Below are 16,207 nucleotides of genomic sequence, written 5' to 3' on the forward strand. Positions count from 1 at the left end.
CGTCGAGGCAGCCGCGTGCTCGCCGGGCGACCAGACGCGATTTGCGCGGCCGGAAAGCTGCGACTGACTGCAATAGTCAAGCAATCCCCGCAACAGCCTTACAAGTGTTTGGCTACATCCATTCTTTGATGAAGGATGCGTACAACGATGATCTGGCCCGCATCATTACTTTTGAAATACAGAAAATGAGAGCCAACGGAGACCTTTCTGTACCCTTTCCGAATGTCTGAGGGACGGCTCATCCGTGTTCCCTCCGCCAGTTCGTGACAGGCGTCTCTTATGTCCTGAATGTAACGCTCTGCCTGATCGACATTCCAACTCGTCGCTGTGTAATCCCAAATCTTGTCAATATCGGTTTGCGCGGCGGGGGAAAATATGATGCCTGTCATTTCGCCTCGAACGTCGCCCGTTTGCGAACGTTGAACGCATCGAAATCGAAGGGTGTGGCAGGGCCGGATTCCTCGCCTTCTATCAAGGCGTCCTGTAATGCCTTCACTTTGGCTTCGTGTTCTTCAAGTAGGCGAAGGCCGGCCCGAACGACGTCAGTGGCTGAACCATAGCGGCCAGCCTGAACTTGCGTGTCGATGAAGCTGACGAAATGGTCGCTGAGCGATATGGACGTATTTCTGGCCATGCTGAATCTCCTTTAAGCCCAATATACCAATTTTTGGTACATAACAAAGCCCCGTCTTCACGACGTGAATCTGATCCCTGGCCAGCTCTGACGATTGTGTGAAGCCGCCCCGACCCCTCTGACAAACCGCATCGCCTCTGCTATGTCAGGAAAAATGCGACGGCCCAACGAGGCGCCGTGCTCGATCCGATCAATGCCAGGAGTTTGAAAGATGAGCGGTTCTTCCGATTATATCCCCCCGAAGGTCTGGACCTGGAACAAGGCGAATGGCGGCCAGTTCGCCAGCATCAATCGCCCGATCGCTGGGCCGACACATGAGAAGGAGCTTCCGATCGGCCGTCATCCGCTGCAGCTCTATTCGCTCGGCACGCCGAACGGCCAGAAGGTCACCATCATGCTAGAAGAGCTGCTGGCGCTTGGCCATAGCGGCGCGGAATATGACGCCTGGCTGATCCGGATCGGCGATGGCGACCAGTTCGGAAGCGATTTCGTCAAGATCAATCCCAACTCGAAGATCCCGGCGCTGATGGACCGCAGCGGCGAAACGCCGATCCGGGTCTTCGAATCCGGCGCCATCCTCACCTATCTCGCCGAGAAGTTCGGCACCTTCCTGCCGACAGTGCCGGCCGCCCGCGCCGAATGCCTGTCCTGGCTGTTCTGGCAGATGGGCAGCGCCCCCTATCTCGGCGGCGGCTTCGGCCATTTCTACGCCTATGCGCCGACGAAGATCGAATATGCGATCGACCGCTTCGCCATGGAGGTGAAGCGCCAGCTCGACGTGCTCGATCGCCGTCTGGCCGAAAGCGAGTATCTGGCCGGCAGCCAATATACGATCGCCGATATTGCCGTCTGGCCCTGGTATGGCGGCCTGGTGAAGGGCTGGACCTACGGTGCGGCCGAATTCCTACGGGTCGAAGACTATAAGAACGTCCAGCGCTGGGCCGATGCGGTCTTCAGCCGCCCGGCCGTGCAACGCGGCCGGATGGTCAACCGCCTCTCCGGCGACCTTTCGAGCCAGTTGCACGAGCGCCACGACGCCAGCGACTTCGACACCAGGACGCAGGACAAGCTCGCGGCTGCCGAGTAAGCGGGCGGCCCCAGCCACGTTTTGCAGCCATAAACGATGCTCCGCCGCCTTTACGGCGACGGAGCATTTGCATTGCTGCCGGAACTCAGTTCTTCACCGTATCCTCCAGGAAGAACCGGCCGAGCGGGTTCTGGTAGAAATTTTCGATATTCTTGCGCGAGACGTTGATGTAGGGGCTGTAATAAAGGTCGATCCAGTTGACGTCGTCCTTGGCCATCTTCTGCAGATCGACATACATCGCTTCGCGTTTCTTCGTGTCGAGCTCGAGACGGGCTTTCGCGACCAACTCCTTCACCGCCTCGTTCTTGTAATTGGTCAGATAGTTATTGTTGGAATCGTGGCCGAGCACGAAGGTGGTCTTCTGGTCAGGGTCGAGAATGTCGTTGGTCCAGTAGTTGACCGAGACGTCATAGTCGCCGGCAACCAGCATGTCCCATTGCTGGCTGGGATCGACCTTCTGCAGATTGGCGGTGATGCCGGCCTTCTGCAGCTGCTGCTGGACCAATACGGCCGTCTGCTCGTCGACTTCATCGCCGGCGCGGACCAGGTAATTCAGCGTCAGGTCGGAGGCCCCGGCTGCGGCCAGCATTTCCTTGGCCGTTGCCGGATCATAGGGCCGCTGCAGATTGTCGGCATAATAGTAGAGCGCGCCCTTCGGAATGTAGGAATTGGCGATCGTGCCCTGGCCGAAGGTGATCGTGTCGACGATCGCCTTCTTGTCGATCGCCAGATCCAGCGCCTGGCGGACTTCCTTCTTGCCGAGCGCGCCATGCGCGTGATTGATCAGCAGATGGTCCTCGCGGGTCGAGGCATCGATGCCGACATTGAGGTTCGGATCCTTCTTCAGCTCCTCGACGCGCGAGAAGGGCACGAAGATCGCGGCATCCAGTTCGCCGGCCTGGACATTGAGCATACGGGTATTGTCGTCGGGTACGGAAATCCACTCGACGCCATCGAGCTTGACCCGGTCGGCCTGCCAGAAATTCGGGTTCTTCTTCAGGATAACGCGGTCACCGCGCCGCCATTCATCGATCACGAAGGCGCCGGATGCGATCGGCTTTTCCGCATAGACATCGGCACCCAGCGACTCCATGCCTTTCTTCGAGATGACCGACGCGTTCGGCAGAGCCAGCGTCGACAAGAACGGCGCGGAGGGGTTCTTCAGCTTGATCGTCAGCGTATGCGGATCGGTCGCCACCGCCGTATCGATCACCTTGTAGGAATCGCTCCAGAGCGAGGCGGCATCGTCGCGGATGCGCAACAGGCTGTAGGCGGCATCCTCCGCCGTCAGCGGCGAACCGTCCGAGAATTTCGCGTCACGGATCTTGAGCGTATAGGTCAGCCCGTCATCCGAGGCGGCCCAGCTTTCGGCAAGGCCCGGCTCCAGCTTGGTGCCCGTCTTGTCGACGCGGATCAGCACGTCGTAGACGTTGGAGAACACCCAGTTGTCGATGTTCTGGGCAGTTTTGATCGGATCGAACGTCGTCGAATCCTCGCGGCGGCCGATGGTGAGCACCCCGGCGGCCTCGGCATAGCTCGCGCTGAGCGTCAGGCCGGCGAGCAAGGCCGCGAGCCCGATTGATTTCCATCTGTTTATCATCAATTCGTTCCCTTCGTTGTTATGGCATGCGTTTGACGGGTTGGCTCGGTATCGATTGCCGATCGTCCTTGCCGCCGGCGTCTTGCAGCAGCGGCTTGTCAGGATCGATGTCGGGAATGGCGGCGATCAGCGACGCCGTATAGGCATGTCTCGGCCGCGCGAAGACCTCTTCAGAGCGGCCTTGCTCGACGATCTCGCCGCGATACATCACGACGACGCGTTCGCAGAGACTGCGGACGATCGCCAGATCATGGGCGATGAAGATCAGCGTGAGGTTCATCTTCGCCGTCAGTTCGCGGAAGAGCTCGATGATCTGAGCCTGGATGGTGACGTCGAGGGCGGCGACGCATTCGTCGGCGATGATCAGCTTCGGGTCGACGGCGAGCGCCCGGGCGATGCCGGCCCGCTGGCATTGACCGCCGCTCATGCTGCGCGGCTTGCGGCCGGCGAATTCGCGTTCGAGGCCGACGAGATCGAGCAGCTCGTCGATCCGCGCCGGAATATCGGCCTTTGCGACCTTGCGCTGCACCTTCAGCACCTCGGCCAGCATCTGCCCGATCGTCAGCCGCGGATTGAGCGCATTGTAGGGGTCCTGGAACACCATCGCCGTCTCGCGCCTGAGTTTTGCGAGGCCGGCGTTTTTCTGCAGGGCGAGATCGACGCCGTCGAACGTAACGTGACCTGAGGAAAGACGCGTCAGGCCGAGCACGGCGCGGGCAAGCGTGCTCTTGCCGCTGCCGGATTCGCCGACAATGCCGACCGTTTCGCCCGGCATGATCTGCAGGCTGACGCCGGCAACGGCGCTGACCGTCCCGCCGCCACCTTTGAGCAGACTGCCGCCGGCCCTGAAGCGCACATGCAGGTCGTCGATTTCGAGCAATGGCTTCGCCGGCTGGCCCGCCTCGGCATGTTCGAGCGGCGGTGCGGCTATCTCGCCCGGCAGAGAAGGGTGGCTGTTGATCAGGTTGATCGTATAGGGATGCTGCGGCCGCGCCAGGATTGCCCGCTTCGGCCCTTCTTCGATGAGCTTGCCGCCGCGCAGCACCGCGATGCGGTCGCAGGTCTGGGCGACGATGCCGAGATCGTGGGTGATCAGAATGATCGACAGCCCGCGCCGGTCACGAATCTCCATCAGCAGCCGCAAGATCTGCGCCTGGATGGTCACGTCGAGCGCCGTTGTCGGCTCGTCGGCGATCAGGATCTTCGGATTGCAGGACAGCGCCACGCCGATCATTGCCCGCTGCCGCATGCCGCCGGAAAATTCGTGCGGATAGCTGTCATACTGGCGCTTCGGATCGGGGAAGCCGACCTGCGCCAGGATCTCCGTCGCAGCAGCGCGGGCCTCGCGGGCGCCGAGGCTCTGATGATAGCGGATGCCCTCGGCGATCTGGTTGCCGATCCGCATCACCGGATCGAGATGGCTGGTCGGGTTCTGGAAGATCATGCCGATCTCGCCGCCGCGCACCTCAAGCATCTCGCCGTCGCCGATCCGCGTGAGGTCGCGCCCATCGAGCAGCACGCTCCCGCTTTCGATCTTCAGCAGCGAGGAGGGCAGCAGGCGCACCAGCGAACGGCAGAACAGGCTCTTGCCTGAGCCGCTCTCGCCGACGAGACCGAGGATCTCGCCCTTGCCGAGATCGAGCGAGACCGCGTCGAGCAGCGTGCGGGTGCCGGAATCGAGATGCGCCCTGACGGTGAGATCACGGACGGAGAGCACGGAGCCGCTCATTCATGCACCCCCAGCAGTTCGCCGAGCGCATCGCCCAGCATGCTGAAGCCGAAGGCGAGGCAGACGATGGAGAGGCCGGGAAACAGCGTGATCCACCAGGCGGTGGTGATGAAGCTCTGCCCTTCCGCGACCATGACGCCCCATTCGGCGATCGGCGGCTGGACGCCGAGGCCGAGATAGCTGACGGCAGCACCGCTCAGCAGCACCAGCGTCGCATCGGACATCGAAAAGACGATCGAACCGGCGATCGCGTTCGGCAGCAGGTGGCGGAACATGATGCGCGAGCGGCTGAAGCCGAGGCTGACGGCGGCAACGGCATAGTCGCTGCTTTTCAGCACCAGCATCTGCGCCCGGATCAGCCGCGCATAGGAGACCCAGCCGACCAGCGCCATGGCGATGTAGAAGCTGCCGAGGCCGGGGCCGAGGATGGCGATGATCGACAGCATCAGCACGAGGAAGGGGAAGGCGAGAATGATATCGACGAGGCGCATGAACAGCGCATCGACGATGCCGCCGAAGAAGCCGGCGATCGTGCCCACAGCCGCGCCGATCAGGAAGGGAAAGATGACGCCGATCAGCGCCATCTGCAGGTCGAGGCGCGCGCCCCAGATGACGCGGGAGAGAATATCGCGGCCGAAATTGTCGGTGCCGAACGGATGCAGCAAGGAAGGCGCCTGCAGCCGCACCTCGGCGTACTGCATGATCGGGTCGTAGGGCGCGATAACAGGCGCGGCGATCGCCAGCAGGACGAAGAACAGCAGCAGGCCGACACCGACGGCAAAAATCGGCCGCCGGCCGAAGTGCCGGCGCCAGGTGGGGGCAGGGGCGATCGCCTCGATGCTCATAGCGTCACCCTTGGATCGATGGTGACGGTGACGATGTCGGCGATGAAATTGATGAGTACGGTGGCGCAGGCAAAGACCATGGCGACGCCCTGGACCACCATATAGTCGCGCGAAAAGATCGCCCTGACGAGCAACTGCCCCATGCCGGGCAGCGCAAAGACGGTCTCGACCACGACGCTGCCGCCGATCAGCCAGCCGATGTTGACGGCAAGCAGATTGATCGTCGGCACCAGCGAATTCGGCAATACGTGCCGCCAGAAGACGATGCTTTCGGGCATGCCGCGCGCGCGCGCCGCAGTCGCGACGTCCGATTTCAGCGCTTCGATCATCGCCGCCCTCAGGCTGCGCGTCAGCACGGTCGAGAGCGACAGCGCCACCGTCAGGCTCGGCAGCACGAGATGCGCGAGCTTTTCGCCGAGTGTGGCGCCATAGCCGGAAACCGGCAGCACGCCGAGTTCGACGCTGAACAGGATGATCAGCATCAGCCCCAGCCAGAAGGGCGGGAAACCGATGCCGAGGGTCGAGACGATGCGCACCGCATGGTCCGGCGCCCGGCCGGCATTGCGCGCAGCGATCGCCGCCATCGGCACCGCGATCAAGACCGACAGCACGACGCTGGAGACGACGAGCGCCAGCGTCGGCTCGATGCGGGTGACGATCAGCTTCAGCACGTCGATCTTGTAGAGGATCGATTTGCCCATCTCGCCATTGGCGAGGTTTTTGAGGAAATAAAAATATTGCAGCCACATCGGCTGATCGAGGCCGTACTGGGCGCGGATGCTGGCAAGGGCAGCTGGTGTGGCGCGCGTGCCGAGGATGTTGCGCGCCGGATCGCCGGGGATCAGCCGGACCAGAATGAAGGTGATGACGCTGATGCCGAAAATGACCGGCAGGAACTGCAGCGGCCGCGTCAGAACGAATTTATAGCGATGCATGACGGCGATCGCCCCTCTGTCTTCGTCGGGTTTGAGCCGCTTTCATCTGCATCAGGCCGCCTTGTGCCGGGCTAGAAAATCGAGAAGCGCCGGATAATAGTCCTGCGGGTTCTCATAAAATGGCATGTGGCTGGCATTGGCAAATACCTTGAGCTCGGCATTCGGCAGCGCAAGCTTCATCCTCAGCGCGCAGGCCGGTGTCAGCTCGTCATGCTCTCCCGTCGTGATCAGCACCGGCAGCGTCAGCCGCGGCAGATCGGCGATGCGGTTCCAGTCCTTGAGGTTGCCGATATAGAGAAACTCGTTCGGTCCCTGCATCGTCGCGTAGGGCGCCATGTTCCAATCGTCGAGCGAGCGGCGCACCGGCGCCGGCCATTCCGGCAGACGGCAGACATGGCGGTAGTTGAGAATGGTGACGGCGGCGAGATATTCCGGGTGATCGTAGGTGCCTTGCGCCTCGTGCTTCTGCATCATCGACACGGTTTCGGGACCGAGCGCTGCGCGCAGCCGTTCCAGTTCCGAGATCAGATGCGGCATATCGGCGACGGTATCCTCCAGGATCAGCGTCTTCAAATTCTCCGGATAGGTCAGCGCATATTCGATCGCCAGCCACCCGCCCCAGGAGTGCCCGAGCATGTGGACCGTGCCGAGCCCCAGCGCCTTGCGCACGGTCTCCGTCTCCTCGACGTAGCGCCCGATCGTCCAAAGCGAGAGATCGTCCGGCCGGTCCGAGGCGCCGGTACCGAGCTGGTCGAACGCGACGACGCGGTAGCCCTTGTCGATGAGACAGGAATGGGCCTCGCGCAGGTAATCGCAAGGCAGACCCGGTCCGCCGTTCAGGCAGAAAACCGTCTCACTGCCGGTTCCGAAACTATACGCAACGACGCGATGGCCATCGACATCGATCTCGAATCGCTCGTCCGGCCCTATTTCACGCCACATTGATCGCTCCAGCAGAAGATTTCGCTTGCTCAATATTTGGGCATGGTTAAATTTTTACCGTAAATCGCGCTCCGTGCCAGCTATAAGAAGTGATAGGGTGGGGCGCATGCCGAACCGCGGAGCCGCCCCATGCCTGACGACCTCGTGCTTGACGACCCCATTTGTCACGACATCGGAGCGATCAGACGGCAGTTCACCGCGCATGAAACGCTGGACGGCCGGATCGACCAGGCCTTCGAGGCCATGAAGCGGATCGGCTTCGAGGCGCTGATCTACGACTATACGCCGGTGCCCTACGATCTCGACGGCACGATCATGATACCGTCGCTGCTGAAGCTCAGAAATATCTCGGACGACATGCACGACTACTGGTTCGATCGCGGCTATTTCCGTATCGATCCGGTGCAGCAGGTGGCGCTGCGCACCTCGGCGCCCTTCTTCTGGAACTACGATACGAATGCCGACACGCCGATCAACCGTTTCATGAACGACGATACCGCACCGGTGACCCGCTATTTGAGCGAACGCGATATGTCGACAGGCGTCACCGTGCCCGTCCACATGCCACGCGGCGACTATGCGACCGTCACCGGTATTCGCTTCGGCCGGAGCGACGATTTCGAACGGCACGCGCTGCGTTATATCGCCGACTTCAACCTGCTGGCCCATGTCTTCCACGAGACCGCCTATCCGCTTTTCGACATACGGGCAAAGAGCGTCGGCACGATCCGGCTGACGGAGCGGGAACGCGAATGCCTGCGCCACTCGGCGGAAGGCTATTCCGCCAAGGAAATTTCCCGCATCATCGGCCGTTCGGTGCCGACCGTCGTGATGCATCTCAATGCAGCGGCAAAGAAACTCGGCGCCCGCAACCGAACCCAGGCCGTGGTGCGCGCCACCCATTACCGCCTGCTCGAGGACCGGCCGACACAGACCTGGCCACCCTATAACTTGTGATAGCTGCCGTCACCGCTACCGCCGCGTTATGGTCTTCAATAGACGCAAGATGGAGACGCCAGTGACCGAAGTCGCGACGAATGAAGCCTATTTGACTTTTCGCGACTATCGCACTTGGTATCGCATCACCGGCTCGCTGGAGAGCGGCAAGCTGCCGCTCGTCGTCGCCCATGGCGGGCCTGGCTGCACGCATGACTATGTCGATTCCTTCAAGGATATCGCCGCCCTCGACGGCCGCCCGGTCATCCATTACGACCAGCTCGGCAACGGCAATTCCACCCGCCTTCCCGACAAAGGGCCGGATTTCTGGACGGTCGGCCTGTTTCTCGAAGAGTTGGATGCACTGCTTGCCCATCTCGGCATCCAGCATCGTTATGCTTTTCTCGGCCAGTCCTGGGGCGGCATGCTCGGCGCCGAACATGCGGTGCGCCGGCCGCAAGGCCTGAAGGCACTCGTCATCGCCAACTCGCCGGCCAACATGCACACCTGGGTTTCGGAGGCGAACCGGCTGAGGCGGGAACTGCCGAACGAGGTGCAGGATAGGCTGCTGCAGCACGAACAGGCGGGAAGCCTCACCGATCCGGATTATATCGCCGCCTCGCGCGTCTTTTATGACCGCCATGTCTGCCGGGTGGTACCGTGGCCGCCTGAAGTGGCCCGGACCTTCGCGATCATGGACGAGGACAATACCGTCTACCGCAACATGAATGGCCCGACCGAATTTCACGTCATCGGCACGATGAAGGACTGGACGATCGAGAACAGGCTCGACCGCATCGAAGCCCCGACGCTGCTGATCTCGGGAAAATACGACGAGGCGACGCCCCTGGTGGTAAGGCCTTATCTGGAACGTGTTCACGGCTGCGAATGGGTGCTGTTCGAAAATTCCAGCCACATGCCGCATGTCGAGGAAAAGCAGCTTTGCCTGGCGACCGTTTCCACTTTCCTGTCACGGCACGATTGAGAACACGCGGCCGGCCCATGACGATCATCGTTCGCTAATGCATGTCGCCCGGAAGTGTGCAGCGGTTCCGGGACAACGATATGCGTCAAAACAAAGGGTTAAAGCGCGTCGCATGAATCAGATTTGACGCGACGCGCTTTAGCCGGCGACCGCCTATCGACGAACCAGCCATTTCTTGGCGACGCGGCAAGCCATCGTATAAGCCGGGTCGAAGACATTGCCGACGTCGTAACGCACGACCTGGCCGAGCAGATGGCTGGCCGCCGTCCTGTCCAGGCCGTAGTCCGAGGCCAGCCAGGTCAACATTTCGCTGGTCGCATGCTGGAGCGCCTGATCGAGGGGACGGGCATTGCCGATGGTGAAGATATCCTCGGCGGTTTCGCCGCGCGGCCAGACCAGTCCGGCCTTCTTTTCCACCGTCAGCCGCACCGTGACTTCGAAGGTGGTCTCGATGCCGGTGCCGACGATCTCGCCATCTCCCTGCACGGCATGGCAGTCGCCGAGAAAGAACAAGGCGCCGGGAGCCGATACCGGAAAGCGGACCGTGGTGCCGGGACCGAACAGCCGATAGTCCATGTTGCCGCCATATTCGCCACTGGTCGCGGTCGAGATCGCCTGGCCGAGGCTGGGCGCCACACCAAAACAGCCGATCATCGGGGCGAGCGGCAGAACGAAATTCTCGAGACCAGCGACCGGCTCGGAAAGCCGGACGGTCGAGGCCTCACGGTCGATGGCCCAGATCGCCCTATCGCGCGGCGGCAGATCACGCACCGTCTCGGGATCGACGACGTTGGCGGCGACGATGCTGCGGGTAAATCCCGTGTCTCTGGTCGGGATCATGCTGATGATCTCGACCTTCAGCGCATCTCCAGGCTCGGCGCCTTCCACGAAGATCGGGCCGTTCATCGGATTGCCGCCGGATGCCTGCTTGATGCCGTCCTTGTCATGTCCGGCGGCGTCGAGCGTCTCGGTCACGACGGTGTCGCCGTCGGCGATGCACAGGGCCGGCGGAAGGGAGCCGATGACATTGTGAAAGCTCGTCGGAATGAAGCGGTGAGTGGTCATGAGAATACAGCTCTCGCTCGTTTCGAATGCCATGAGGCCTGCGGCTGAACTGCCGGGCGGAGAGTCGTGACTAGATCAGAGATTATCCGCGAAGCCAATATCCGCCGCCACTCCAGATATTAACTCGACGTCGATGCCGTCGTTGGAAACAATTCAAACAATTGATTTTTATCAAGAAGAGCGGAAGCCAGCAGCCCTTGCATCCGGCTCCGCCGGGACGCGAACCAGCTTGTCCGGACTGCGGACGAGATAAATTCCGGCGATTCGTCCTTCGAGATCAAGATCAGCGGAGGCTATCCATTTTTTGCGGCCAGTCATGGCAGCTGGTGGAGGGTCACATTCGGAACAACCTGCCGTGCGATCTCGCAGAGATGCCAGTGATGCGTGAGGTAGATGACCTGTCCGACCTTGGCCATGTCGCCGAGCAGCCGGAAAACCTCCTCGGAGCGAGGATTGTCGAAGCTTTCCATAATGTCGTCGGCGACGAAGGGCACGGGCGGGCGAAGGGCTGCGAATTCCTCATAGCCTGCCAGCCGAAGCGCGAGATAGAGCTGGAACTGCGTGCCCGTCGACATCGCGTCTGCCAGCTTCGAGCCGCCATCACGTGACACGCCGATCAGTATTTCCCTGTCGCGGTCGGGCTGGGTCGTCAGGCCGGAATAGTCGCCGCCGGTGATCAGGTGAAAGGCTTCCGATGCGCGGTTCATCATCGAGCTGCGATGTTTTTCGCGATAGATATGCAGCGCCTGCTCGGCTGCGAGCGTGCCGGCGCGCAGCGTCAGATGCCGGACAGCCAGTTCCTCGATCTCGAGGAAGACGGTTCGCCGCTTGGCCTCGATCCGGGCCACCGCGTCGTCCCCGCCGACGGCTTCGAGCTTCTGCCGCGCCAGCGACACGTCGGAATAGAGAAGCTTCGCCCGCTCGGTGAGATCCTCGATCCGGGCGCCAAGCTCCATCGCATCGCGCTCGACGGCATCGGCGTCGACATCGGCAAGGCGGCGTTCGGCCTCGGAAAAACTCGTCGCGCGCAATGCTTCGGTGATCTGGCCGCGCAGGGTGGCGGCCCGCTCCTCCAATCGGTCCCGCTCCCGGGCCTGGTTCAGGAATGCCTCGACCGAGGCCAGCGAGTCCGCGGCGAAATAGCCGGTCAGTTCGTTCTTGCGGGCATTGTGAACGGCCAGGTCTTCTTCCAGCGCCCGTCGTTTCTCCAATTGTTTTTCGAGATCCGCCTGCCGGTCTGCACGAAGCTGAGCCGCATGCCGGGCTGCCTCATGGCGTTCCGCCAGCGCGTTGGCGGAGGCAAGCGTATCGGATGGCGACCGGCTGAGGCCGCAATCTGCGAGAAGACCGGCAATATCCCCGCGGAATTGCTCCTGGTCGCGCTCCATCGCGGCGACGCGGCTTGCGAGGTCATCCCGTTCCTTCAGGATGGCAGGCAATGTGCCGAGCGCGTTCAGCATGGCGCGGACGGCGGCCATCGAGCCGGCCTTGTCGGCAAACCAGCTTCGCGACAACGCCTCCGCCCATTCCCGGTCCCAGGCCGCTATTGTGGCTTCCGCCTCCTGCTCGTCGCGCTCGCGCTCCCTGAGATCATGGCTGAGATCGTCGACGGCCTTCTCATGCACCTGCCGCGCCGCCCGCTCGGCTTTGCCGGCGGCAAGTATATCATTCGCGGCCTGCATCAGGTCGGCGACCGGCAGACGGTCGGCGTCACCAAGACCGGCATCCGCAAGGCTTGCCGCAAGCGTCGCGGCATGCTTGTCCAGGTCGAGGCGAAGCCCCTCCGCCGCGTCTTCGGCCCGCTGCAGATCGTCCCACGCGGCCAGCGCCGCGGCTCGTTTGCTGCTCCAGGCATCGAGCACGGCAATGCGCCCCGCAGCTTCGGCGTCATATTCGATTGCACCGGGCAGCAGACCACCGATGCGCTCGGCGAGCGCATCGTGTTCGGCACGCGCCTCGGCAAGCAGTTCCCTTTGCCGTTCGATCGCTGCAGCCGTTGCCGCTTCCGTCTGGCGGAACTGGCGCAGCTCGGCCAGCTCCTGCGCCCGCGACAGCCGGCCGGCGGACAGCATGTCGTCTTGGCGCATCCGCGCCTCGAATGTCCTGGCCGTTTCGGCATTCAGACTGGTGAGATGCGCCTGCCAGGCGGCATCGCGTTCAGCGCGCAGCCTTGCGGCCTCGGCATCGTCTATCGAACCGCCGGCGACGAAGGCCGCGATCCGGGCTTTTGTCAGCGCCTGTTCGGTACCGAGATCGCGCAGCCGCGCCTCGTGATCCCCGATCCGCTTGTCGATAGCGATCGCCTGGCCACGCCAGGCCTCGATCTGCCGGGGCTCCGCCGCGCTCGTCAATTGCAAGGCCGCGGCGTCGCCGGTCCAGGGTGCGAGTTGGGCGAACTGGTTCGCCTGCATTCGCTTCGCCTGGACAAGTGTCCGTTCTTCCATGGTGAGCCGCACCGCGAGATCGGACCCCGTCAGCCGGCTCAGCGCGGCCTCGATGCGCCCAAGCCGCGCGGGATCTGGCACCTCGGCTCCGTTTTGCGCGCCGCCTTCCTTGATCAGCCTTTCGAGATTCTCTCGCGCCCGCACCAGTTCGCGGCCCGCGGCAGCCAGTTTGGCCTCGACGCCGGAGCGCCGTTCGATGAGATCGCGGATCATGCCGATCAGCGAAGCGGGCAATAGCAGCGCCTCGGGCGTCGCATGGCCCGGCTGCTCAAGATCGGTCAGCAGCCGCACCAGCACGCCTTCCTGTTCGGCCAGCGCCAGCCGGCGTTTCGGCAGGTCGCTCTCAGCCGCGAGATAACGCGCCCGGCCCTGATCCAGCATGTCCATATGCGCGGCGACCGCCAGCGCCTTGTCGTCTATCGCGATCGCCTCGATCTCGTCGGTAAGCTGGCGCAGCGTGCGGTCGGCGGTTTCGACAAGCGCCTGCAGCCGCGTCTCGTCGCGGGAAAGCTGCGGCAGCAGCGCGAACCATTCGGACGGCGGCCGCGGCAGATCGTCCATGCCGGCCGCATCGGTATCCAGCCGCCGGAGTTCCAGTGCCGCGGGCAGGGCGCCGAGAAGGCGCGTCAGCTGCTGATGCCGGGTCTTGGCCCCGGCCAATTCCAGCGTGGTCGCGGCATAGGCGGCTTCGGCCTGCTCGTGGGTCGATTTCAAGGCCGAATAGCTGGAGGCAAGCGTGTCGATGGCGTTGCGCTCGGCCTTCAGCACTTCGAGCGATCGTTTGAGTTCCGCGAGCTTGGTGCTCGACGACCGCTTCTTATAGATCACATTGGCTTCGTCGGCGGCCGTTACCAGCGAACGGCTGAGGCCTGCGAGGCCCGAGCTTGCCGAGAACAGCAATTCGCCGAGCTCGCCCTTGCTTTGTATGATAGCGTTGCCGCCTTCCTTGAGCGACTGGTCGTCGAGCGAGAACATGGTGTGATAGGCCTCGCGGCCGATGCCGCCGAGCGCGCCGGCGAGCAGCGCCTCATTCACAGCCTGCCCCCGATCGTCGACGAGGCTGCCGGTCCGCAGCTTGAGCCGCGTCAGCTCATATTCCGCATCGTCGAATTCCAGCCGCGCGCCAACCTTCATCGTGTTGTAGGGATGCAGGAAATTGTAGGTGCTGCGCTCGCCTATGCCGTAGAGCAGATCGAGATAGGCGGCAAAGGTAGTCGACTTGCCCGCTTCGTTGAGGCCGTAGACGATGTGCAAATCGGGCGAACCCTGACGGGCCGCGCCGAAATCGATCGAGTGGTCGGTGAACTTGCCATAGCGGGTGAGGTCGAGGCGGCGCAGGCGCATCAGCTTTCTCCCCGGTCCGCGGCCTTCATCCGGGCGGCGATGTCCTCGGCGCCGTTGGCGAGAAGGGTGTCGATGAAGCGTTCGAAGCCTGCCTCGTCATGCCCGGCGAATGCCCGGCTCTCGGCCGGCAGATCGGCGAGCAGGTCCCGCACCATCTCCCTGATATCGTCACGAAATCCGCTGTTGGCGATGACCTCGTCCCGCATCAGCGCAGCCAGCCCCACGACGGGATCGGCAGCGGAGGCGTCTGCAAGGGTCGAGGGCGCTTCGAAGGCAAGCTCCAACTTCTCGATCCAGGTCTGGCCGATCAGATCGCCGCGCTGCTCGGCTTCCGCCTGCATGACATCGACATCGCGGCGAAGCTGCCAGGAGAGCGGCGTGCGGCCGGAAAGCCGGAGGCGAGCGACGAGATGCGGCGAGACCGTGCGGTCGCGCTGTGCCGTCAGTGCCGCTTCGACCGCCATGGCCGCATCACGCCAATCATCGACACCCGTCAAGTCGACATCGACGCGCTCGAACTGCGCGATGCTGGTGCGTCGCTCCTCGACCGTCACGGTCCGGTCGTCCGCCACGGTCACCAGCGATACGGTCTTGACGCCCGACTCGTTGATGTCGCGGCCCTGCGGCATGCCCGGCATGATGACCGTCGCAGCACCCGGATGATGGCTGCGCTGGTGGAGATGGCCGAGCGCCCAATAGTCGAATCCCGAGGCGTGAAGGTCGAGCACGTTGCAGGGCGCATAGACGTCATGTCCGGCGGATCCGGCAAGGCTCGTATGCATGATGCCGATGTTGACCGCACCCGCCACCGGCGGCTTGAACTTCGGCAGCAGCGGGTCCGGCGCATGCGGCTTGGCGAAGCTCAGGCCGTGGATCGCAATCGACAGGCTGCCTTTCGTGGCCTCCACGATCTCGGCATGGCCGCCGAAGATCTTCACCGTATCGGGCATCACCAGTTCCCTGGCGATCTTCGACATCGCATCGTGATTGCCGCGGATCTTGAAGACGCAAATCCCCGAGCGGTGCAGCCGTTCCAGCTGGCTTGCCAGGAAGCGCGCCGTCTTCATCGACGTCTGCTCGCCGTCATAGAGATCGCCGGCGATGACCAGCGCATCGACTTGTTCCTCAAGGCACAGATCGACAATCGCCACCAGCGCCTGCCGGCTGGCGTCGCTCACGAGATCGGCCAGCTCGGCGTTGCGAAGCGCCAGCGACCGCAGGGGAGAATCGAGATGGAGATCGGCAGTGTGGACGAAACGATAAGCCATGAATGCAGAATCGTGTTGCGATAGGATGGTGTAACAGGTGCGGGTTGACCGATAATCGTGCGGTCGTTGTCACCTGGCCGTAAACATCAGAATATGGAGCACGCGTGCAAGGAGCGCGAGCGAAATAGGCCCGGCAAACCGGCCCATCCACAATCAATGTTGATCGACCAGCGCCGGTACCGCAGCCAATGACCCTACTGTCTCAGCCGATCGGCGACCAGCATAGGGAGGTCCGGCAGGCAAAAGCCCCCTGTTCCATAACAGAACTTATGCCATTTTGTTATGTTATATCATATCAGATCAAGCACATAGCACACTTATCGAGGATCGCGTTCTGACATCTCCCGCGGAAACGGAACTTGACGGTTTGATGCAGCTTGCAACTCATTGTAT

Annotated in this window: 13 protein-coding genes; 3 read left to right on the forward strand and 10 right to left on the reverse strand. The window is 62.6% G+C overall.

The genetic code is table 11. The features are described from left to right. Nucleotides 1–98: 98 nt before the first annotated feature. Together AF337_RS05665 and AF337_RS05670 are read right to left on the reverse strand one after the other, a co-directional pair. Nucleotides 99–389 carry a type II toxin-antitoxin system RelE/ParE family toxin gene (locus AF337_RS05665; protein WP_010064973.1) on the reverse strand — a complete coding sequence of 97 codons (291 nt, stop codon included), beginning with the start codon at nt 387–389 and terminating at the stop codon, nt 99–101. Then, nucleotides 386–634, reverse strand: coding sequence for a type II toxin-antitoxin system ParD family antitoxin (locus AF337_RS05670; RefSeq protein ID WP_049731362.1), 249 nt, complete (start codon nt 632–634; stop codon nt 386–388). The genes AF337_RS05665 and AF337_RS05670 overlap by 4 nt, the downstream gene beginning before the upstream one ends. Nucleotides 635–845: 211 nt before the next feature. Here AF337_RS05670 and yghU point away from each other — a divergent pair, with 211 nt between their 5' ends. Continuing rightward, on the forward strand, nt 846–1,721 hold the full coding sequence (gene yghU / locus AF337_RS05675) for a glutathione-dependent disulfide-bond oxidoreductase (protein ID WP_049731363.1): 876 nt from the start codon (nt 846–848) through the stop codon (nt 1,719–1,721). A gap of 85 nt (nt 1,722–1,806) precedes the next feature. On the opposite strand, the gene AF337_RS05680 is transcribed toward yghU, so the two are convergent. From AF337_RS05680 to AF337_RS05700, 5 genes are read right to left on the reverse strand one after another with little or no spacing between them, the layout of a single operon-like run. Beyond that, nucleotides 1,807–3,321 carry an ABC transporter substrate-binding protein gene (locus AF337_RS05680; protein WP_049731364.1) on the reverse strand — a complete coding sequence of 505 codons (1,515 nt, stop codon included), beginning with the start codon at nt 3,319–3,321 and terminating at the stop codon, nt 1,807–1,809. 19 nt (nt 3,322–3,340) lie between these two features. Then, the gene (locus AF337_RS05685; protein WP_049731365.1) at nt 3,341–5,050 is read right to left on the reverse strand and encodes a dipeptide ABC transporter ATP-binding protein; all 1,710 of its coding nucleotides are present in this window, start codon (nt 5,048–5,050) and stop codon (nt 3,341–3,343) included. After that, nucleotides 5,047–5,895: an ABC transporter permease gene (locus tag AF337_RS05690; RefSeq protein WP_049731366.1), complete on the reverse strand. Its 849-nt coding sequence runs from the start codon at nt 5,893–5,895 to the stop codon at nt 5,047–5,049. Before AF337_RS05690 ends, AF337_RS05685 begins: the two co-directional genes overlap by 4 nt. Then, complete coding sequence (locus tag AF337_RS05695; protein WP_049731367.1) at nt 5,892–6,830, reverse strand: ABC transporter permease; 939 nt, start codon at nt 6,828–6,830, stop codon at nt 5,892–5,894. The genes AF337_RS05690 and AF337_RS05695 overlap by 4 nt, the downstream gene beginning before the upstream one ends. A 51-nt stretch (nt 6,831–6,881) precedes the next feature. Next, on the reverse strand, nt 6,882–7,772 hold the full coding sequence (locus tag AF337_RS05700) for a proline iminopeptidase-family hydrolase (RefSeq protein ID WP_049731368.1): 891 nt from the start codon (nt 7,770–7,772) through the stop codon (nt 6,882–6,884). 129 nt (nt 7,773–7,901) lie between these two features. Between AF337_RS05700 and AF337_RS05705 the strand changes: the two genes are divergently transcribed. Both AF337_RS05705 and AF337_RS05710 read left to right on the forward strand, forming a co-directional pair. Then, entirely contained in the window at nt 7,902–8,729 is an 828-nt protein-coding gene (locus AF337_RS05705; RefSeq protein WP_049731369.1) for a helix-turn-helix transcriptional regulator, read from the forward strand. A 61-nt stretch (nt 8,730–8,790) separates the two neighbouring features. Beyond that, complete coding sequence (locus AF337_RS05710; protein WP_049731372.1) at nt 8,791–9,693, forward strand: proline iminopeptidase-family hydrolase; 903 nt, start codon at nt 8,791–8,793, stop codon at nt 9,691–9,693. Nucleotides 9,694–9,846: 153 nt separating this feature from the next. On the opposite strand, the gene AF337_RS05715 is transcribed toward AF337_RS05710, so the two are convergent. From AF337_RS05715 to AF337_RS05725, 3 genes are all read right to left on the reverse strand, one after another. Next, nucleotides 9,847–10,758: an acetamidase/formamidase family protein gene (locus AF337_RS05715; protein WP_049731373.1), complete on the reverse strand. Its 912-nt coding sequence runs from the start codon at nt 10,756–10,758 to the stop codon at nt 9,847–9,849. A 314-nt stretch (nt 10,759–11,072) separates the two neighbouring features. Beyond that, nucleotides 11,073–14,546, reverse strand: coding sequence for an AAA family ATPase (locus AF337_RS05720; protein ID WP_049731370.1), 3,474 nt, complete (start codon nt 14,544–14,546; stop codon nt 11,073–11,075). Further along, nucleotides 14,546–15,814: a metallophosphoesterase family protein gene (locus AF337_RS05725; protein ID WP_049731371.1), complete on the reverse strand. Its 1,269-nt coding sequence runs from the start codon at nt 15,812–15,814 to the stop codon at nt 14,546–14,548. The genes AF337_RS05720 and AF337_RS05725 overlap by 1 nt, the downstream gene beginning before the upstream one ends. Nucleotides 15,815–16,207: the final 393 nt, after the last annotated feature.

The sequence above is a fragment of the Rhizobium ecuadorense genome, from assembly GCF_001187535.1.
Taxonomy (GTDB): Bacteria; Pseudomonadota; Alphaproteobacteria; order Rhizobiales; family Rhizobiaceae; genus Rhizobium; species Rhizobium ecuadorense.